Source organism: Streptomyces sp. NPDC092370 (assembly GCF_044755265.1).
In the GTDB taxonomy this organism is placed as follows: Bacteria; Actinomycetota; Actinomycetes; order Streptomycetales; family Streptomycetaceae; genus Streptomyces.
This window is the reverse complement of sequence record NZ_JBIVQO010000008.1, coordinates 287,421-305,705: the sequence shown is the minus strand read 5'-3', so window position 1 is coordinate 305,705 and position 18,285 is coordinate 287,421. Positions and strand designations below refer to the sequence as shown.

The window sequence follows — 18,285 nt, the reverse complement described above, 5'->3', positions numbered from 1 at the left end:
CTCGAACTTTCATCACAACCTATGCCCCATTCAGACCCATTTCTTCCGCTTTGCCAGTGTCTGGAGCTAGATTCGCAATGAGTCATATTTTCATCTCCTTAGATCGTAGTTGTACGGTCGTAGACACCGGATCCGCCCAGAACGGCTACAAGGGGTCACGTAATGGCAGATTTCTCCCGCCTTCCCGGACCGAACGCGGACCTGTGGGACTGGCAGCTGCTGGCTGCCTGTCGCGGGGTGGACAGCTCGCTCTTCTTCCATCCGGAGGGCGAGCGCGGTGCGGCGAGGAGCGCTCGTGAGAACTCGGCCAAAGAGGTCTGCATGAGGTGCCCGGTACGTGCCGAGTGCGCCGCCCACGCCCTGGCGGTGCGCGAGCCGTACGGCGTGTGGGGCGGGCTGACCGAGGACGAGCGCGAAGAGCTCATGGGGCGGGCCCGCAACCGGCTGGTGTCGGCGTCGGCATCGGGCGGGCATTCCGCCTCGAACAACTGAAGGAACGTTTCTTCGAACAGGCACGCGCACGCGTGCCGTTGGTTTTTGACGCCGTTGGGCGGCCGCTAGCGACGGGCGGCCCGGGCCAGCTGGTCGAGCGTCGCGGCCACCGCCGGGACCTGTGCGAGGTCGGGCAGCGTGAGCGCGACGATCTCCCGCCGCACCGCCGGTTCGAGCCGCACGGTGCGCACCCCCCGGGGCCGTACCGACTCAATGGCCAGCTGGGGCAGCACGGCCACGCCCAGGCCGGCGCCGACGAGGCCGACGACGGCCGGGTAGTCGTCGGTCGCGAAGTCGATGCGCGGGGTGAAACCGGCCGCCGCGCACACCTCGATCAGCTGTCCGCGGCAGCGGGGGCAGCCCGCGATCCACGGCTCCCCGGTGAGCTCGCCGATGGCGACGGACTCCGCGCCGGCCAGCCGATGCCGCTCCGGCACGAGCGCGACGAGCCGGTCCGACAGCAGCGGCCGTACCACCAGGTCGTCCCATTCCCCGGCGCCCGCCGCCCCCTCGTAGCGGAAGGCGAGTGCCACGTCGCAGTCGCCCTCGCGCAGCAGGCCGACGGACGTGGGCGGTTCGGCCTCCTCCAGCGAGACGCGGGTGCCGGGGTGTGCCTCGCGGAGTGCGGCGAGGGCCGTGGGGACGAGGGTGGAACTGCCGCTGGGAAAGGAGACGAGCCGGACCCGGCCCGCGCGCAGTCCGGCGATGGCGGCGACCTCCTCCTCGGCGGCCGTGAGCCCGGCGAGAATTCCGGCGGCGTGCCGCACCAGGGCCTCACCGGCCTGCGTCAGGCGCATCTCCCGGCCGGTGCGGATCAGCAGCGGCGTGCCGACGGAGGCTTCCAGGGCCTTCATCTGCTGGCTGACGGCGGGCTGGGTGCAGCCCAGTTCGCGGCCCGCGGCGGAGAAGGAGCCGGTGGTCGCGACGGCGCGCAGGACACGGAGATGACGAGCTTCGATCACCCTTCGAGGATAAGGGGCGCTTTGACGCCGCTGCCGATAATGCGTCGACGCTTTGAGGGCCGGTCGCCTACCGTGCGGGCATGAGGCTTCTGTCAGTGAATCTGGGCCGTGCGGCGGCCGTGCCCTACACGGACAACCCGCAGGGCGTGACCGGGATCGACAAGCGGCCGGTGGACGGGCCGGTGCGGGTGTCCGCGCCCGGGCCCAAGGGCGTCGGCGGCAGCGGGCTGGCCGGCGACGCGGTGTGCAAGCTGGAGCACCACGGCGGCGACGACCAGGCGGTGTACGCCATGGCCCGCGAGGACCTGGACGAGTGGGAGCGCGAGCTGGGCCGGACGCTGGCCGACGGCGCGTTCGGCGAGAACCTCACCACCCAGGGCCTGGACGTGTCCGGGGCCCTGATCGGGGAGCGCTGGCGCGTGGGGCCCGACGTGGTGCTGGAGATCACCTCCGGGCGGATTCCGTGCCGTACGTTCCAGGGCCATATGGACGAGAAGGGCTGGGTGAGGCGGTTCACCCAGCGGGGCGCGCCGGGGGCGTATCTGCGGGTGATCGTGCCCGGGGAGATCCGGGCGGGCGATGCCGTCGAGATCGTGCACCGGCCCGACCACGAGGTGACCGTGGCCCTGCAGTTCCGGGCGGTGACGACCGAGCGGACCCTGCTGCCGCGCCTGCTGGCGGCGGGCGAGGCACTGCACCCGGAGCTGCTGAGGACGGCACGGGAGTACGAAGAGAAGTACGGGTCCTGACGGCCCTCACCGCGCCCGTCTCCACCGACCCTTCACCACGGGCGGCCCTACGGGGAAGCGGATGCACACGCTCCAGGTCACTAACCTTCTGCCATGACAACGGCTCTGATTACGGGATCGACGGCAGGCATCGGGGCCGCGTTCGCGCGGCGACTGGCGGCGGACGGGCACAACCTGGTGCTGGTGGCCCGCGACACCAAGCGGCTCCGGGAACAGGCGACCGAGCTGCACGACCGGCACGGCATCGAGGCGGAGGTGCTGACGGCCGACCTGGCCGAGGACGAGGGCATCGAGGCGGTGGCCGCACGCCTGGGCGACCGCAAGAGCCCCGTCGACCTGCTGATCAACAACGCCGGGTTCGGCAACAAGGGCCGCTACCTCGACGTCTCGATGGCCGACGAGCTGCGGATGCTGAAGGTGCACTGCGAGGCGGTGCTGCGGCTGACGTCGGCGGCGACCGAGGCCATGCGCGAGCGCGGCCGCGGCGGCGTCGTCAACGTCGCGTCGGTGGCCGCGTTCGTCCCCCGGGGCACCTACGGCGCGTCCAAGGCCTGGGTCGTGCAGTTCACCCAGGGCGCGGCGCGTGACCTGGCGGGCAGCGGCGTACGGCTGATGGCGCTGTGCCCGGGGTTCGTGCGCACCGAGTTCCACGACCGGGCCGGCATGGGCACGGACAACATCCCGGGCTGGATGTGGCTCGACGCGGACAAGCTGGCGGCGGCGGCGCTGCACGATCTGGCGCGCGGCAAGACGCTGTCCATTCCGGACCCGCGTTACAAGGCGCTGATGGGGGCGGCGAAGCTGGTGCCGCGGGGGATGCTCGGGGCCGTGTCGTCCAGGACGGGTCGGAAGTACGGGCCGCAGTAGGGGCACGCGGTCGGTCGGCCGCGTGCGGCCCGGCCGGCTCCTTTCGCCCGGTGGGCCGGGAGGCATCCGTGCCGTCCCCTTGGGACAATGAGACTGTTCCAGCCGGACCCAGGGGGGCCGGAGGCGAGGCCATGACCTTCGTACAGCTCATCGAATGCAGGACCAGCCGGCTCGACGAGATGAACCGGCTGATGGACCGGTGGGTCGAGCAGACCAAGGGGAAGCGGACCGCGTCGCACAGCGTGGTGGCGAAGGACCGGGCCGACGCCTCGCACATCGTGGAGATCGTGGAGTTCCCGTCGTACGAGGAGGCGATGCGCAACTCCGGGCTGCCGGAGACCGACCGGATCTTCCAGGACATGGTGGCGCTCTGCGAGGGGACGCCGACCTTCACGGACCTGGACGTGGTGCGGGACGAGCAGCTGTACGCGGCCACCGCGCGCAGGTTCTTCGAGCTCGCTCCCGGCCAGGGGGACGCGCCTGCGTTCAACGACGTGTTCATCGAGGACTACCACGACCACGATCCCGCCAACGTGCAGGACGTCATCGGGCTGGACGCCGTCCGGCGCGAGGTGGAGGTGTGGCGGGGCGGGTTCGACTTCTCGTTCACGATCGACGACCAGATGGCGCAGGGCGACCGGGTGTGCACCCGGTGGACCTTCCACGGGCGTCACACCGGCGACTTCCTCGGCATCCCGCCGACCGGGCAGGACGTCACGATGACGGGGACAACCGTGCACCGCTGCACACCGGACGGGAAGATCGCCGAGGGCTGGTGGCAGTACGACCGGCTGGGGCTGATGCAGCAGCTCGGGGCGCTGGAGCCTACGGAGCTCTGAGCCCTCGGCGCTCCTTGGGCCAGCCGGCCCGGCGGGCGACGCCGCGCGCACAGACGGATGCGCGCGCTCGTATTCCTCGTGCCGGACCGTGAGCGTGGCAATCAGTGCGACGGCCGCGATGAGCAGTTGGAACGTCCCTGCGAACGGGTGTGCCGAGCGCAGGAAGGCCCAGGCGATCACGAGAGTGACCAGGGTGAAGGCACCGAGCCACAGGACCGGCACCCAGTCCATCGAGGGCGGCCCGGCATGCTCGTCCGTGCGGCTGCCCCATCCCCGTATCACCAAGACCAGGACCAGCAGGAACGCGGTGGGCAGCTGCATGAGCAGCACGATCAGGGTCAGGCAGCCACCCGCGATCCCGTCGCCCCGAGAGGACGGGGACAGTCCCGGTTGCCGGTCCTTCTCGACCATCTTCGTCTCCCAGGGCCTGAAGCCAGGGGCATGGCCACCATCCGCATGCCTCGAGGCCCGGATCATGGAAGCCGGCCGCAGCACGTCTTGGTGAGCCGCGGGTGTCAGGAGATGTGCCGGGTGCCGCCGGCAGCCGGCTAGTCGCCTCCGCCACCGCCTCCGCCGTCCCCGCCGCCACCGCCGCCGTCGCTGCCGCCTCCGTCGCCGCCGTCCCCGCCGTCGCTGCCCCAGCCGTCGCCGCCGCCGGGTTCGTTGTCGTCGCGGTCCCTGCCGAGGTTGCTGAACCAGGGGCGCTCCCAGATGTCGTCGCCCGTGTTCCGGCGGAAGCTCACAGCGCGGAACCTGGCCAGGCCCGTGGTGTCGCCGAGGCCGAAAGACACCGCGACCGCGTGGGCCATCACGGCGTCCAGGGGGTCGGGGCTCTCGTGGCGCACGTCGGCCAGCGGCAGCAGCACCGAGCCGGGCGGGGGGCCGGGCCACCGTGAGGGCCGGGTCAGCAGCGCGACGTGCCGGTCGTCGCGCAGCAGCCACGAGCTCTCGGCGTTCTCGCGGCGCAAGGTCCACTGCCGGTCGGGCAGGCGGATCTCGACGCTGCTCTTGGACTTGCGCATCTTCTTGCGGAGTTCGAGCCGTGCGGTGATGTCGCCGACGGTCATGACCAGGCCGCCCGACCGGTCGCCGGTGTCGGGGCGGTAGCCGTACGGCGCCCTGAGCCGTACGACGGGAGCTTGCGGGCCCCAGACGTCCACGCGGACCAGACGCCGGTCCACGGCGACGGCGAGCGGCCCGGCGGGACCCGGCGCGTACCGGCGTGCGATCCACAGGGGCACGCCCTCCGCCTGGGCCCGCGCGGCGAGTGCGGCCACCTGGTGCGCGCCGCCGCTCCTGCGCACGGCCAGTGCGCCGAGCGCGCGGGCGAAGTCGGCGGGCCGGCGCACCTTGAGGGGCGTAGTGGTGCCGGTCACGCGGGTGACCGGGACGATGCCCGGGCCCTGCGCCAGCGACTCCAGGGGGCGTTCGGTACCGCCACCGCCGAGCCAGCGTCCCCGCAGGTACGCCTCGGCCATGGCGACGAGGTTCAGCTCCTCCAGCGGTGTGGTCCGGCCGCCTCTGCGCAGCCGGTCCTCGGTGAGTTCCGCGGTGCGCGCCAACGGATTACGGGACCGTTCCTCGTAGAGCGCCTGGCTCATCGCCACCCCCTTCTGCTCCGGTGTGTAGGAGGGCGCCGACCGGTGCGCCGGTTCCCTGATCGGCGGACGGCACGGCGAAGGCCCGGCATCCCGTCTCCGGGGTGCCGGGCCTTCGCTCGGGCTCGGGCGGCCTGACGTCGTCAGCCCTCAGCCGTCATGCCTCAGTGGGAGTGGCCGTGGCTGTGGCCGCCGGCGGCCGGCTCCTCCTCTTCCTTCTTCTCGACGACCAGGGTCTCGGTCGTGAGGAGGAGGGAGGCGATGGAGGCGGCGTTCTCCAGGGCGGAGCGGGTGACCTTGACCGGGTCGATGACGCCGGCCTTGACCAGGTCGCCGTACTCGCCGGTGGCGGCGTTGAAGCCCTGGCCCTTGTCGAGCTCGGCGACCTTGGAGGTGATGACGTAGCCCTCGAGGCCGGCGTTCTCGGCGATCCAGCGCAGCGGCTCGACGGCGGCCTTGCGGACGACCGCGACACCCGTGGCCTCGTCGCCGGTCTTGCCGAGGTTGCCCTCGAGGACCTTGACGGCGTGGACCAGCGCGGAGCCACCACCGGAGACGATGCCCTCCTCGACCGCGGCGCGGGTCGCGGAGATGGCGTCCTCCAGACGGTGCTTGCGCTCCTTGAGCTCGACCTCGGTGGCCGCGCCCACACGGATGACGCACACGCCGCCGGCCAGCTTCGCGAGCCGCTCCTGGAGCTTCTCGCGGTCCCAGTCGGAGTCGGTGGACTCGATCTCGGCCTTGATCTGGGCGACGCGGCCCTGCACGTCGTCCTTGTTGCCGGCGCCGTCGACGACCGTGGTGTCGTCCTTGGTGACGGTGACGCGGCGGGCGGAGCCGAGCACGTCCAGGCCGACCTGGTCGAGCTTGAGGCCGACCTCCTCGGAGACGACCGTGGCGCCGGTGAGGACGGCCAGGTCCTGCAGCATCGCCTTGCGGCGGTCGCCGAAGCCGGGGGCCTTCACCGCGACGGCGTTGAAGGTGCCGCGGATCTTGTTCACGACGAGGGTGGAGAGGGCCTCGCCCTCGACGTCCTCGGCGATGATCAGCAGCGGCTTGGAGGCGTTGGACTGGATGACCTTCTCCAGCAGCGGCAGGAGGTCCGCGATGGCAGAGATCTTGCCCTGCGTGATGAGGATGTACGGGTCGTCCAGGACGGCTTCCATGCGCTCCTGGTCCGTCACGAAGTACGGCGACAGGTAGCCCTTGTCGAAGGCCATGCCCTCGGTGAAGTCCAGCTCCAGACCGAAGGTGTTGGACTCCTCGACGGTGATGACACCGTCCTTGCCGACCTTGTCCATCGCCTCGGCGATGAGCTCGCCGACCTGGCTGTCCTGGGCGGACAGGGCGGCGACGGCGGCGATGTCGGACTTCTCGTCGATCGGGCGGGCCGACGCGAGCAGTTCCTCGGAGACAGCGGCGACGGCGGCGTCGATGCCCTTCTTCAGGGCGGCCGGGGAAGCACCGGCGGCGACGTTCTTCAGGCCCTCACGCACGAGCGCCTGGGCGAGCACGGTCGCGGTGGTCGTACCGTCACCCGCGATGTCGTTGGTCTTGGTCGCCACCTCCTTGACCAGCTGGGCACCGAGGTTCTCGTACGGGTCCTCGATCTCGACCTCACGGGCGATCGTGACACCGTCGTTGGTGATGGTGGGAGCGCCGAACTTCTTGTCGATGACGACGTTGCGGCCCTTGGGGCCGATCGTCACCTTGACCGTGTCGGCAAGCTTGTTGACGCCGCGCTCGAGGGCGCGACGGGCGTCCTCGTCGAACTTCAGGATCTTCGCCATGGGAGCGTGAGCCCTCTTCCGGAATCAGGGGTAACGGCACTGCGCCCCGGGCGCCCGGCTCAATAGCGATCGCGGGGGCCAGGGGCGCAGTTCAAAGCAATGTGCTTGGGGTGAATTACTTCTCGACGATCGCGAGCACGTCGCGGGCCGAGAGGACGAGGTACTCCTCGCCGTTGTACTTCACCTCGGTGCCGCCGTACTTGCTGTAGAGCACGACGTCGCCGACGGAGACGTCGAGCGGAAGACGGTTGCCGTCCTCGAAGCGGCCCGGGCCCACGGCCAGGACGACGCCCTCCTGGGGCTTCTCCTTGGCGGTGTCCGGGATGACCAGGCCAGAGGCGGTGGTCTGCTCGGCGTCGAGCGGCTGGACCACAATGCGGTCCTCGAGCGGCTTGATGGCAACCTTGGAGCTGGTGGTCGTCACGATCCGACCTCCCCCTTCGGAGATCTCACGGGGTTAACTGTCTGAGGTGGCGACCAGGTGGATCCGTCGTCGCGGGTGCCGGACCTGCCCGTCGCTGTGTTGGCACTCTCCTAGGGGGAGTGCCAGAGCCGAGACTATGACTGTGATTAGCACTCGGTCAAGCGGACTGCTAATTGCCCGCGGCGCGTCGGCCGGGTGTTCTCTCCAGGTGGTCCTCCAGCCGCCCCACCCGCAGGCCCCTCCGCTCGATCTCCCGCAGCAGCCGCACGGTCCGTTCCGTCAGGGTCGGGGAGTCCGTCTCGCCCGACGGGACCGAGACGATGTCCCCGGGCCGCAGCCCGGCGCGGCCACGGGTGTACGTCAGCTCACCCTCGGCGTTCAGGGACGCCCGCCACAGGACGACCGCCGTGATGCCGCAGTCGGCCGCGGCGCGCAGGGTCGTCGTGTCGTAGGTGCCGTAGGGCGGGCGGAAGAGGCGGGGGATGATGCCGAAGCGGGAGCGCAGTTTCTGCTGCTGGCCGCAGATCTCGGCGCGCTGGCCGGCGTAGGGCAGGCCGCGCAGGGCGGGGTGGTCGAGCGTGTGGTTCTGGATGGACGCGCCGACCGCGCGCAGCCGGGCGAAGTGGCCGTAGCCGGGCCCCACGACGCTGTCCGTGAGGAACATGCTGACGGGGAGCCGCCGCTCGCGCACGAGGGCGACGAAGCGGGGGTCGCGTTCGGCGCCGTCGTCGTAGGTGAGGAAGACGACCGGGTCTCGGGTGTCGACGCGGTCCACGACGGGCGGCAGCCGGCGGGGGCCGCTCACCGCGCCGGGGTCCTGGGCCCGCCCGTCGGAGGTGCCCGGCCGCTGCCCCGCCCCGGCACAGCCGGCCAGCAGGACGGCGCACAGCAGCGCGGCGGCCGGCCGCCTCACAGGTAGTCCTCCAGCCGCCCGACCGCGTAACCCTGGGCCGTGACCTTGTTGAGGAAACGGCGGACCATGTCGGCCATCGTGCCCTTCCACTGGTCGCGGCCCCGGAAGTGCGTGAGGACGATGTCGCCCGGGCGCAGCTTCCGGTCCGCCTCGCGGTACTCCCAGTGGTCGGCGAAGACCTCCTCGTTCCACAGGGGCACGTAGGCGATGCCGCAGGTCTTGGCGGCGCGCAGGGTCGCCCGGTCGTAGCTGCCGAAGGGCGGGCGGAAGAGGACGGGGCGTTTGCCGAACCGCCGCTCCATGTAGCGCTGCATGCCGCAGATCTCGCGCTTCTGCGCGCGGTACGACAGGCCGCGCAGGTCGGGATGGTGGAGCGTGTGGTTGTTCAGGACCACGCCCTGGGACTGCATCCTCCGGAAGTAGCGGGGGTCGTCCTTGACCAGGTAGCCGCTGAGGAAGGCCGTGTACGGGACGTCCAGGTCGCTCATCATCCGCAGGAACGCCGGGTCCTTCTCGGCGCCGTCGTCGATGGTGAGGAAGACGACCTTGTCCCGGGTGGGGACCGTGGTGAAGACGGGCGGGAGGTCCAGCTTCCGGTGGCCGTCCACCTCGAAGCCCTTGCGGGTCCTGATCCTGGGCTTCGTCGCGGGAGGCGGCGGGGCGGCCAGGGGGACCTCGCGCAGGTTCCAGCGGTGTGCGGCGGCGATCCGGGCGGCGTGCGCGGCGCGCAGCTTGGTGGCGTAGGAGTCGAGCGCTCGGGCCGGCGGCGCGTCGAGGGGCTGCTGGCCGCCGGCCGGGGTGACCCGTTCGCTGCCGCCGCCCTGCGCGCAGCCGGAGGCGATGGCGGCGAGGACGAGCACGGCCAGGACGATCCGCGCGCCGGCGGACGCCCGTCCCGATGCCCGGCTTTTGTCATTTTGTACGACTGCTCGCATGGTGCCGGATCCTCGCAGCCCTCTCCGGCTGATCCCGCCCCGACACCGCGGCCGGTGGCCCACCATCCACCGACTGGCCCACACGGTCCCCGGAAGCCGCCGTGGCCGACAATGATCGGGTGAACGACCTCGCTCCCCTCCTCAGCCCCGAAGGCCGCGCCCTCCTCGACGAGGTGCGGGACACCGATCCGGCGCAGGAGCTGGCCGTCGCGACCCGGCTGCGCCGCGAGCATCCCGCCGAGCTGGTGTCGGCGGCGCTGGGCCAGGCGCGGCTGCGGCAGCGGGCGGCCGTGAAGTTCGGGGCCGAGGACGCGGGCCGGATGTTCTTCACGCCGAACGGGGTCGAGCAGTCGACCCGGGCGAGCGTGGCGGCCTACCGGGCCCGGCGCATGGCCGACCTGGGCGTCACCTCGGTCGCCGACCTGTGCTGCGGCATCGGCGGTGACGCGATCGCGCTGGCCCGCGCCGGGATCCGGGTGCTGGCCGTGGACCGGGACCCGCAGACGGCCGCGGCGGCCCGGGCCAACGCCGACGCGCTGGGCCTGGCCGGCCTCATCGAGGTGCGCGAGACGGACGTCACGGAGGTGGACACGGCCGGCTTCGACGCCGTGTTCGTCGACCCCGCCCGGCGCGGCGGCCGGGGCCGGATCTTCGACCCCGAGGCCTACTCACCGCCCCTGTCCTGGGCGGTCTCCGCAGCCCGCCGAGCCCCCCGGGCCGCCGCGCTGAAGGTCGCCCCCGGCATCCCGCACGAGGCGGTCCCCGAGGACGCGGAGGCCGAGTGGATCTCCGACGGCGGGGACGTCAAGGAGGCGGTGCTGTGGTTCGGCACCGAGCCCGCGGCGGTCCGGGCCACCCTCCTGCCGGGCCCCCGCACTCTGCTCTCCCGCGGCCTGCCCGACCCCGAGGTCCGCCCGCCCGGCCGCTACCTGTACGAGCCCGACGGCGCCGTCATCCGCGCCCACCTGGTCGCCGAGGTGGCCGACCGGGTGGGCGGCGGGCTGCTCGACGCGACCATCGCGTACGTCACGGCCGACGCCCTGCACCCCACCCCGTACGCCACGGCCTACGAGATCACCGACCATCTGCCCTTCAACCTCAAGAGGCTGAAGGCGCTGCTGCGCGAGCGGCGGGTGGGCACCCTCACCGTCAAGAAGCGGGGCTCGGCGGTGGAGCCGGAGGAGCTCCGCAGGAAGGTCAAGCCGCAGGGTCCGCACGCGGCCACGGTGTTCCTGACCCGGGTCGCGGGGGCACCGGCGATGCTCATCGGGCACCCCGCCTGACCGTCACGGCTGTTCGGCGGCCCGGCGCAGCGGCTGTACCCGCTCCCGCTCGTTCCGGGGGGACGCCGCCCGTTCGACCGGCCGTCGCACCGGTCCGTACGCGGTTCGCTCCCAGGCCTGAGTGATCCGCGGTCCAGGCACCGAACGTCCCGTTCCCCTTCCACGACGACAGCGGGGCGCCCGGGCGGGCGATACACACCCGCCCCGCGCGACCCGCTCCACTGGCCGGTGACGCCGTACGCCGCCGTACGTCGGGGGGCGGGTCGTCGTCCCCGCCCGGGGCCATCCGCCCAGGGCTTCACCGACTCGGCGCGGGGGTGCGTCGGCGGCGTGCGAGGCGGGGCCGAGAGCGGCAGGGAGGCGACCACGGGCACTCCGGCCGGCGGGGGATGGCGGTGAGCCCGGTCTCAGGGAGCTCACCGCGGAACACACGAAAGTTTCGGCGGTGTATCCGATTGGCTTCGGTGCGGTGCGGAGGCATCCGGAAAACCCGCCGACGCAGCGCCTACGCCTCGGCGGGCCCCGCCGTGCTGCTGCGCACGACCAGGCTCGTCGCCAGCTCGACCCGGGTCGCCGGGGTCCCCTCGTCCCGCCCGAGGTCGAGGACCAGCTTGGCCGCGGCCTCGGCCATCTCCGTCAGCGGCTGCCGCACGGTCGTCAGCGGCGGCCCGACCCAGGGCGCCACCGGCAGATCGTCGAACCCGACCACGCTCAGGTCCTCGGGGATGCGCAGCTCCAGCTCGCGCGCGGCCTCGTACAGCCCGAGCGCCTGGAGGTCGTTCCCGGCGAAGACGGCGGTCGGCCGGTCCGGGCGGCGCAGCAGCTCCAGGCCCCGCCGGTAGCCGGCCTCGTGGTGGAAGTCGCCGATCGCGATCAGCTCGGGATCCACCGGCAGCCCGGCCGTCTCCAGCGCGGCCCGGTAGCCGTCGATCCTGGCCCGGCTGCACATCATCTGCGAGGGGCCGCTGATCGCGCCGATCCTGCGGTGTCCCAGCTCGACCAGATGCCGGGTGGCCGCGAGACCGCCCTGCCAGTTGGTCGCGCCGATCGACGGCACGTCGGCGCCGGGGTCGCCGGCCGGGTCCATCACCACGAACGGGATGGAGCGGCTGGTCAGCAGGGCCCGCTGCGACTCGTCGAGGCCGGACAGGACCAGGATCACGCCGTGCGGCCGGCGTGCGGCGACCTGGTCGGCCCAGGTCCGGCCGGGGGTGAGCCGCCCCGCGCTCTCGGACAGCACGACACTGAGCCCGGCGTCCCGCGCCACGTTCTCCACGCCCCGGATGACCTCCATCGCCCAGGCGCTCTCCAGCTCGTGGAAGACCAGGTCGATCAAGGGCGAGCGGGTCGCCTCGGCGCGGCGGCGCCGGTAGCCGTGGGCGCGCAGCAGGTCCTCGACGCGGGACCGGGTGGCCGGGGCGACGTCGGCCCGGCCGTTGAGGACCTTCGAAACAGTCGGCGCCGACACGCCCGCCTCACGGGCGATCTCGGCAAGCGTCGCGGTCTGCGCGGTGCGCCCCTGCGTCCGGATCTGCGTCCGGCTTTCAACGGGCTCCGGGGATGTCATGGCGGCGATCGTAACCCTGTCGGCCCCCTTGACGAAGTCCTCAGGGCGCCATAGGTTCCCGGAACATTCGACATACACATCGAAACATTCGTAGAAGCGGGCGCGGGAAACGATCGTCAGGAGCCTCCACGCGCTCGTGAGAGGGCCGTCCCGTCCACCCGACAGGAGCTTCATGACCACCGCGCCCTGGCGTGATCCCGCGCTGCCCGCCGCCGCCCGCGTCGACGACCTGCTCCCGCGGATGACCCTGGAGGAGAAGACCGCCCAGTTGTACGGCGTGTGGGTGGGCGCCGCGACGGACGGCGGCGGAGTCGCTCCGCACCAGCACGACATGACCGTCGAGCGCTCCGACGAGGAGTGGGACGAGCTGATCACCCACGGTCTGGGCCAGCTCACCCGTTCCTTCGGCACCGCACCCGTGGACCCGGCGCTCGGCGCGCAGGCACTGGCCCGCGCCCAGCGCCGTATCACCGCAGCCGGCCGCTTCGGCATCCCGGCGATCGCGCACGAGGAGTGCCTGGCCGGCTTCACCGCCTGGCAGGCCACGGCCTACCCGGTCCCGCTCGCCTGGGGGGCGACCTGGGATCCGCCGCTGGTCGAGGAGATGGCCCGGCGCATCGGCGCCGACCTGCGCTCGGCCGGTGTCCACCAGGGTCTCGCTCCCGTGCTGGACGTCGTACGCGATCCGCGCTGGGGCCGGGTGGAGGAGACGATCGGCGAGGACCCCTACCTGGTCGGCACGGTCGGCACCGCGTATGTGCGGGGCCTGGAGTCGGCCGGTGTCATCGCCACGCTCAAGCACTTCGCCGGGTACGCCTCCTCGGCCGGTGCCCGCAACCTCGCTCCGGTCCGGGCCGGCGTCCGCGAGTTCGCCGACGTCACCCTCCCGCCCTTCGAGATGGCCCTGCGCGAGGGCGGCGCCCGCTCGGTGATGGCCGCCTACACCGAGACGGACGGCGTCCCGGCCTCCGCGGACCCCGGGCTGCTGACCCGTCTCCTGCGCGAGGAGTGGGGCTTCACCGGCACGGTCGTGGCCGACTACTTCGGCATCGGATTCCTCCAGACCCTCCACCGGGTCGCGGGCACCCCCGCCGAGGCGGCCCACGCGGCCCTCACCGCCGGCATCGACGTGGAGCTCCCCACTGTCAGCTGCTACGGCCCACCGCTGCTGGAGGCGGTCCGCGCGGGCGAGGTCCCCGAGGAACTCGTCGACCGGGCGGCCCGCCACGTCCTGCTCCAGAAGTGCGAACTGGGCCTGCTGGACGAGGACTGGACCCCCGAGCCGGCCACCGAGATCAACCTCGACTCGACGGGCAACCGCATCCTGGCCCGCCGCCTGGCCGAGGAGTCGGTGGTCCTGCTCGACAACCCCGACGGCCTGCTGCCCCTGGCCCCCGACACCCGGATCGCGGTCGTCGGGCCCCGGGCGGCCGACGCCCTGGCTATGCTGGGGTGCTACTCCTTCCCGTCCCACGTCCTCACGCACCACCCCGAGGTGCCGGCCGGCATCGAGATCCCGACGGTCCTGGACGCCCTGCGCACCGAACTCCCCGACGCCAAGGTGACGTTCGCGCAAGGGTGTGACGTGACCGACCCGGACACCGCGGGCTTCGAGGAGGCGATCGCCCGCACCGCCGAGGCGGACGTGTGCGTGGCGGTCCTCGGCGACCGGGCGGGCCTGTTCGGCCGCGGCACCTCGGGCGAGGGCTGCGACGTGACGGACCTCGGCCTGCCGGGCGCCCAAGGCGATCTGCTGGACGCGCTGGTCGCCACGGGCGTCCCCGTGGTGCTGGTGCTGCTGACCGGCCGCCCCTACGCCCTGGGCCGCTGGCACCGCCGCCTCGGCGCGGTCGTCCAGGCGTTCTTCCCCGGCGAGGAGGGCGGCCCGGCCGTCGCGGGTGTCCTGTCGGGCCGCGTGAACCCCTCGGGCCGCCTGCCCGTGAGCGTCCCCCAGGTCCCGGGCGGCCAGCCCTGGACCTACCTCCAGCCGCCCCTGGGTCTCGCGGGCGAGGTCAGCAACCTCGACCCGACCCCCCTGTACGCCTTCGGACACGGCCGCTCGTACACGGCGTTCACCTGGGAGGACTGCTCCGCGACCGAACCGGCCGAACTCGGCACGGACGGCTCCCACGACGTGTCGGTGACCGTGCGGAACACGGGCGGGCGCGAGGGTGCGGAGGTCGTGCAGTTGTACCTGCACGACCCGGTGGCCTCGGTGACCCGCCCCGACGTCCGGCTGATCGGTTACCAGCGGGTGGAGCTGGCCCCGGGCGAGGCGGCCCGGGTGACGTTCCGTTTCCACACGGACCTTTCGGCGTTCACCGACCGTTCGGGCCGAAGGGTGGTCGAACCGGGCGCCCTGGAACTGCGGTTGGCGGCGTCCAGCGCGGACGTACGCCACACGGCACGACTCACCCTCACCGGCCCGCTCAGGATCCTCGGCCCCGATCGGCGGCTCCGGTGCGAGACGGAGGTGTCGGAGGCGGTGTGAGACCCGCGCCGGGAGCACGAGGGCGGGACGGACAGGTAGATCCAGGTGAAACTGCGGCAGGCGGCGTCCAGCGCGGACGTACGCCACACGCCACGGCTCACCCTCACCGGCCCGCTCAGGATCCTCGGCCCCGATCGGCGGCTCCGGTGCGAGACGGAGGTCTCGGGGGCGGTGTGAGACCCGCGCCGGGAGCACGAGGGCGGGACGGACAGGTAGATCCAGGTGAAACCGCGGGGCGGCGTCTCGGCGTTCACCGGCACCGCGGTCGCCGCTGCGGTGTTCACCGGCCTGCGCGGACACCTGCCGATCAGGCCGCACGGACTGCCGTTGGCCGGCCATCGGCGTCGGGCTCGCGTTCGTGGCCGCGTCCGCGCTCTGAGGGGGTCCCGGCTCAGGTCTGCGGTGTGGTCCCCGAGTTCGACACCGCGCCGTCCGTGGAGGACACGGGCGCGACACCGCCCGCCGCGGTCTCCCTGCGACGCCGCCCGTTCGGCCCGGGGGCCCTCGCCTTCAGCTTGGTCTTCGCTCTGCTGGTGGCCCTCCTCGCGGAGCCTTCCCTGCAGCCCGGGGGCCCTCGCCTTCAGCCTGGTCTTCGCTCTGCTGGTGGCCCCCCTCGCGGAGCCTTCCCTGCAGCCCGGGGTCCTCGCCTTCAGCCTGTCTTCGCGCTGCTGGTCGCCCTCCTCGCGGAGCCTTCCCTGCTCCTCGTCCCGCCGTGGCCGGCATCCGGCCGGCCGGCCGGGCCCTGGTGGCCGCCCGCCGGGAGAGCGCGAACGGACTGGTGCTGTGGCGGGGCCACATCCCGGAGGAGCCCTGAGGACTCTCGGTCAGCCGGCGTCCACCGACTCGAACCGCCACCGGTGCACCGCCCGCGTGACCAGGCCCTCGTCCGGCTCCGGCAGTTCCGGCAGCTCGGCGTCGTGGGCCGCGTCCCACCAGGTGATGACGAGGACCCGGTCCTGAGGCGCCCGGAAGGTCTCCCGGCGCAGGGGCTTCAGGGGGAGCTCCTGGGCGCGCGCCCAAACCAGCAGTTCCTCGCCCCGTCCCTCGGACGCCCGGGCCTCCCACATCAACGCGACCGTCACGAGTAGAGGTTCTCCTTGCTGACCTCGTGCACGTGGTCGTGGTCGTGCCCGGGCACGTGCGGTTCGGTGACCGGCAGGGACGAGTCCGCCGACAGGTCCCAGGACGATGCCGCCCGGCCCCGGGCGACCATCTCGGCGCCGAGGGCGGCGACCATCGCGCCGTTGTCCGTGCACAGCTTGGGCCGCGGCACCCGTAGCCGGATCCCCGCGGCCTCGCAACGCTCCTGGGCGAGGACGCGCAGGCGGGAGTTGGCGGCCACGCCGCCGCCGATCATCAGGTGGTCGACGCCCTCGTCCTTGCAGGCCCGGACGGCCTTGCGAGTCAGCACGTCCACGACCGCCTCCTGGAAGGAGGCCGCCACGTCCCGCACCGGGACCTCCTCCCCCGCCGCCCGCTTGGCCTCGATCCAGCGCGCCACGGCGGTCTTCAGCCCCGAGAAGGAGAAGTCGTAGACCGGGTCGCGCGGGCCGGTCAGACCCCGGGGGAAGGAGATCGCGTTCGGGTCGCCCTCCTTCGCGTACCGGTCGATGACCGGGCCGCCCGGGAAGCCGAGGTTCAGCACGCGGGCGATCTTGTCGAAGGCCTCGCCGGCCGCGTCGTCGATGGTGGCGCCCATCGGGCGGACGTCGGAGGTGATGTCCGAGGACAGCAGCAGCGAGGAGTGGCCGCCGGAGACCAGCAGGGCCATCGTCGGCTCGGGCAGCGCCCCGTGCTCCAGCTGGTCCACGCAGATGTGCGAGGCGAGGTGGTTGACGCCGTAGAGGGGCTTGCCGAGCGCGTACGCGTAGGCCTTCGCCGCGGAGACGCCGACCAGCAGGGCACCGGCGAGACCGGGACCGGCGGTGACGGCGATGCCGTCGAGGTCGCGGGCGCTGACGCCCGCCTCCTTCAGGGCGCGGTCGATGGTGGGGACCATCGCCTCCAGGTGGGCGCGGCTCGCCACCTCCGGTACGACACCGCCGAAGCGGGCGTGCTCGTCGACGCTGGAGGCGACGGCGTCGGCCAGCAGGGTGGTGCCCCGCACGATGCCGACGCCGGTCTCGTCGCAGGAGGTCTCGATTCCCAGTACGAGGGGTTCGTCAGCCATTGATCTCGGTTCCTTGTACGGAGTTCTCGGGGGCGGTCAGGCGCATCACCAGGGCGTCCACGTTTCCCGGCTGGTAGTAGCCACGCCGGAAACCGATGGGCTCGAAGCCGAAGCGCTCGTACAGCTTCTGTGCGCGGACGTTGTCGACCCGGCACTCCAGCATCACCTCGGCGCACTCGAAGGTGGTGGCCGCCCGCAGCAGTTCGGCCAGCAGCCGTCCGCCGAGACCGGTGCCCCACAGCTCACGGGACACGGCGATGGTCTGGACGTCGGCCTGCTCACCGGTGGCGACCAGACCGGCGTAGCCGACGATCCGGGAGCCGGCCTCGGCGACCACGTACCGCCGGTTGGCCTCGGGCCCCCGCGCATGGGCGAGTTCGGACCAGAACATGCCCCGGGACCAGGCGTCCTCGGGGAACAGGTTTCGCTCCAGTTCCAGCACGGAGTCGATGTCCCACCAGCGCATCTCGCGCAGCGTGCACGTCACGGGTTCGGTCACTTGGGGGTGACCACCTTGTAGTTCTTGGGGACCTGGGCGTCGGGGCGACGCAGATACAGCGGCCGGGGCGCGGGCAGTTCCTCGCCGGCGGCCAGCTTCTCCGCGGCCAGCCGGGCGAGGGCGGCGGCGGACACGTGCTCCGGCTCGTACGCCTTGGGGAAGGTGTCGGGGTACAGCAACGCGCCCGCGCCGACCGCGGGCAGCCCCTCGACCTGCTCGGCGATGTCGGCGGGCCGGTCGACGGCCGGGTCGGTGACCCGGGTGCGGGAGTCGGCGTAGCGGGCCCAGTACACCTCCTTGCGGCGGGCGTCGGTCGCGACGACGAACGGGCCCTCCAGGTCGGCGGCGTAGGCGAGGCCGTCCAGCGTGCACACGCCGTGCACGGGGACACCGAGCGCGAGCCCGAAGGTGTCCGCGGTCATCAGTCCGACGCGCAGCCCGGTGTACGGTCCCGGACCGATCCCGGCGACGACCCCGGTGACGGCGTCGAGCCGCAGACCGGCCTCGGCGAGCACCCGGTCGATCGCCGGCAGCAGCAGTTCCCCGTGCCGCCGCGCGTCCACCTGACTGGACGAGGCGATGACATCGCGTCCGTCGTGCAGCGCGACGGTGACAGCGGGCGTGGCGGTATCCAGAGCGAGCAAGAGCACGCAAACAGCCTACGGCTCCCCGGGGCCCGGCACGGTCGCGACGGTCGGGTCGTCAC

Annotated in this window: 17 protein-coding genes and 1 pseudogene; 6 read left to right on the top strand and 12 right to left on the bottom strand. The window is 72.6% G+C overall.

Going from position 1 to position 18,285, the window contains the following annotated elements; translation table 11 throughout:
- Positions 1-162 precede the first annotated feature (162 nt).
- Complete coding sequence (locus ACIQHQ_RS25035) at positions 163-492, top strand: WhiB family transcriptional regulator (RefSeq protein ID WP_352117699.1); 330 nt, start codon at positions 163-165, stop codon at positions 490-492.
- Between the two features lie 65 nt (positions 493-557).
- Here ACIQHQ_RS25035 and ACIQHQ_RS25030 read toward each other — a convergent pair whose 3' ends face one another.
- A complete protein-coding gene (locus tag ACIQHQ_RS25030; RefSeq protein ID WP_402615218.1) occupies positions 558-1,454 on the bottom strand; it encodes a LysR family transcriptional regulator in 897 nt (298 codons plus the stop codon).
- Positions 1,455-1,534: 80 nt separating this feature from the next.
- Here ACIQHQ_RS25030 and ACIQHQ_RS25025 point away from each other — a divergent pair, with 80 nt between their 5' ends.
- The 3 genes from ACIQHQ_RS25025 (at position 1,535) to ACIQHQ_RS25015 (ending at position 3,909) form a co-directional block, all read left to right on the top strand.
- Positions 1,535-2,203, top strand: a complete 669-nt coding sequence (locus ACIQHQ_RS25025) for an MOSC domain-containing protein (protein WP_402615215.1) — start codon at positions 1,535-1,537, stop codon at positions 2,201-2,203.
- A gap of 93 nt (positions 2,204-2,296) precedes the next feature.
- A complete protein-coding gene (locus tag ACIQHQ_RS25020; RefSeq protein WP_402615212.1) occupies positions 2,297-3,070 on the top strand; it encodes an SDR family NAD(P)-dependent oxidoreductase in 774 nt (257 codons plus the stop codon).
- A gap of 131 nt (positions 3,071-3,201) precedes the next feature.
- Positions 3,202-3,909: an ester cyclase gene (locus ACIQHQ_RS25015; protein WP_402615209.1), complete on the top strand. Its 708-nt coding sequence runs from the start codon at positions 3,202-3,204 to the stop codon at positions 3,907-3,909.
- A 45-nt stretch (positions 3,910-3,954) separates the two neighbouring features.
- Here the strand turns inward: ACIQHQ_RS25015 and ACIQHQ_RS25010 are convergent.
- From ACIQHQ_RS25010 to ACIQHQ_RS24985, 6 genes and pseudogenes are all read right to left on the bottom strand, one after another.
- Positions 3,955-4,230, bottom strand: a pseudogene (locus ACIQHQ_RS25010) (DUF6234 family protein); the annotation flags it as partial.
- 227 nt (positions 4,231-4,457) lie between these two features.
- The gene (locus ACIQHQ_RS25005) at positions 4,458-5,510 is read right to left on the bottom strand and encodes a hypothetical protein (protein ID WP_402615207.1); all 1,053 of its coding nucleotides are present in this window, start codon (positions 5,508-5,510) and stop codon (positions 4,458-4,460) included.
- A 161-nt stretch (positions 5,511-5,671) separates the two neighbouring features.
- Positions 5,672-7,297, bottom strand: coding sequence for a chaperonin GroEL (groL, locus tag ACIQHQ_RS25000; protein WP_352117670.1), 1,626 nt, complete (start codon positions 7,295-7,297; stop codon positions 5,672-5,674).
- 115 nt (positions 7,298-7,412) lie between these two features.
- Positions 7,413-7,721, bottom strand: coding sequence for a co-chaperone GroES (gene groES / locus ACIQHQ_RS24995; RefSeq protein ID WP_003974211.1), 309 nt, complete (start codon positions 7,719-7,721; stop codon positions 7,413-7,415).
- Positions 7,722-7,890: 169 nt separating this feature from the next.
- The gene (locus ACIQHQ_RS24990) at positions 7,891-8,634 is read right to left on the bottom strand and encodes a polysaccharide deacetylase family protein (protein ID WP_402615202.1); all 744 of its coding nucleotides are present in this window, start codon (positions 8,632-8,634) and stop codon (positions 7,891-7,893) included.
- Entirely contained in the window at positions 8,631-9,569 is a 939-nt protein-coding gene (locus ACIQHQ_RS24985) for a polysaccharide deacetylase family protein (protein ID WP_402615199.1), read from the bottom strand. The genes ACIQHQ_RS24990 and ACIQHQ_RS24985 overlap by 4 nt, the downstream gene beginning before the upstream one ends.
- 119 nt (positions 9,570-9,688) lie before the next feature.
- Here ACIQHQ_RS24985 and ACIQHQ_RS24980 point away from each other — a divergent pair, with 119 nt between their 5' ends.
- On the top strand, positions 9,689-10,852 hold the full coding sequence (locus ACIQHQ_RS24980; RefSeq protein WP_402615196.1) for a methyltransferase domain-containing protein: 1,164 nt from the start codon (positions 9,689-9,691) through the stop codon (positions 10,850-10,852).
- Positions 10,853-11,357: 505 nt separating this feature from the next.
- Here ACIQHQ_RS24980 and ACIQHQ_RS24975 read toward each other — a convergent pair.
- The gene (locus ACIQHQ_RS24975) at positions 11,358-12,419 is read right to left on the bottom strand and encodes a LacI family DNA-binding transcriptional regulator (RefSeq protein ID WP_402615193.1); all 1,062 of its coding nucleotides are present in this window, start codon (positions 12,417-12,419) and stop codon (positions 11,358-11,360) included.
- Between the two features lie 172 nt (positions 12,420-12,591).
- On the opposite strand from ACIQHQ_RS24975, the gene ACIQHQ_RS24970 reads away from it, so the two are divergent.
- Positions 12,592-14,910, top strand: a complete 2,319-nt coding sequence (locus ACIQHQ_RS24970; protein WP_402615190.1) for a glycoside hydrolase family 3 N-terminal domain-containing protein — start codon at positions 12,592-12,594, stop codon at positions 14,908-14,910.
- 824 nt (positions 14,911-15,734) lie between these two features.
- Here ACIQHQ_RS24970 and ACIQHQ_RS24965 read toward each other — a convergent pair.
- From ACIQHQ_RS24965 to tsaB, 4 genes are read right to left on the bottom strand one after another with little or no spacing between them, the layout of a single operon-like run.
- A complete protein-coding gene (locus tag ACIQHQ_RS24965) occupies positions 15,735-15,992 on the bottom strand; it encodes a hypothetical protein (protein ID WP_402615187.1) in 258 nt (85 codons plus the stop codon).
- A complete protein-coding gene (gene tsaD / locus ACIQHQ_RS24960) occupies positions 15,989-17,080 on the bottom strand; it encodes a tRNA (adenosine(37)-N6)-threonylcarbamoyltransferase complex transferase subunit TsaD (protein ID WP_402615184.1) in 1,092 nt (363 codons plus the stop codon). The genes ACIQHQ_RS24965 and tsaD overlap by 4 nt, the downstream gene beginning before the upstream one ends.
- A complete protein-coding gene (gene rimI, locus ACIQHQ_RS24955) occupies positions 17,073-17,579 on the bottom strand; it encodes a ribosomal protein S18-alanine N-acetyltransferase (RefSeq protein ID WP_402615181.1) in 507 nt (168 codons plus the stop codon). The genes tsaD and rimI overlap by 8 nt, the downstream gene beginning before the upstream one ends.
- Positions 17,576-18,229, bottom strand: a complete 654-nt coding sequence (tsaB, locus tag ACIQHQ_RS24950) for a tRNA (adenosine(37)-N6)-threonylcarbamoyltransferase complex dimerization subunit type 1 TsaB (protein WP_402615178.1) — start codon at positions 18,227-18,229, stop codon at positions 17,576-17,578. The genes rimI and tsaB overlap by 4 nt, the downstream gene beginning before the upstream one ends.
- Between the last annotated feature and the right edge of the window lie 56 nt (positions 18,230-18,285).

Excerpts from the sequence above, each read along its gene's own strand:
- ACIQHQ_RS25035 (WP_352117699.1), top strand. The coding sequence starts at position 163 with ATGGCAGATTTCTCCCGCCTTCCCGGACCGAACGCGGACCTGTGGGAC.
- ACIQHQ_RS25025 (WP_402615215.1), top strand. The coding sequence starts at position 1,535 with ATGAGGCTTCTGTCAGTGAATCTGGGCCGTGCGGCGGCCGTGCCCTAC.
- ACIQHQ_RS25020 (WP_402615212.1), top strand. The coding sequence starts at position 2,297 with ATGACAACGGCTCTGATTACGGGATCGACGGCAGGCATCGGGGCCGCG.
- ACIQHQ_RS25015 (WP_402615209.1), top strand. The coding sequence starts at position 3,202 with ATGACCTTCGTACAGCTCATCGAATGCAGGACCAGCCGGCTCGACGAG.
- ACIQHQ_RS25005 (WP_402615207.1), bottom strand. The coding sequence starts at position 5,510 with ATGAGCCAGGCGCTCTACGAGGAACGGTCCCGTAATCCGTTGGCGCGC.
- groL (WP_352117670.1), bottom strand. The coding sequence starts at position 7,297 with ATGGCGAAGATCCTGAAGTTCGACGAGGACGCCCGTCGCGCCCTCGAG.
- ACIQHQ_RS24985 (WP_402615199.1), bottom strand. The coding sequence starts at position 9,569 with ATGCGAGCAGTCGTACAAAATGACAAAAGCCGGGCATCGGGACGGGCG.
- ACIQHQ_RS24975 (WP_402615193.1), bottom strand. The coding sequence starts at position 12,419 with ATGACATCCCCGGAGCCCGTTGAAAGCCGGACGCAGATCCGGACGCAG.
- ACIQHQ_RS24970 (WP_402615190.1), top strand. The coding sequence starts at position 12,592 with ATGACCACCGCGCCCTGGCGTGATCCCGCGCTGCCCGCCGCCGCCCGC.
- tsaD (WP_402615184.1), bottom strand. The coding sequence starts at position 17,080 with ATGGCTGACGAACCCCTCGTACTGGGAATCGAGACCTCCTGCGACGAG.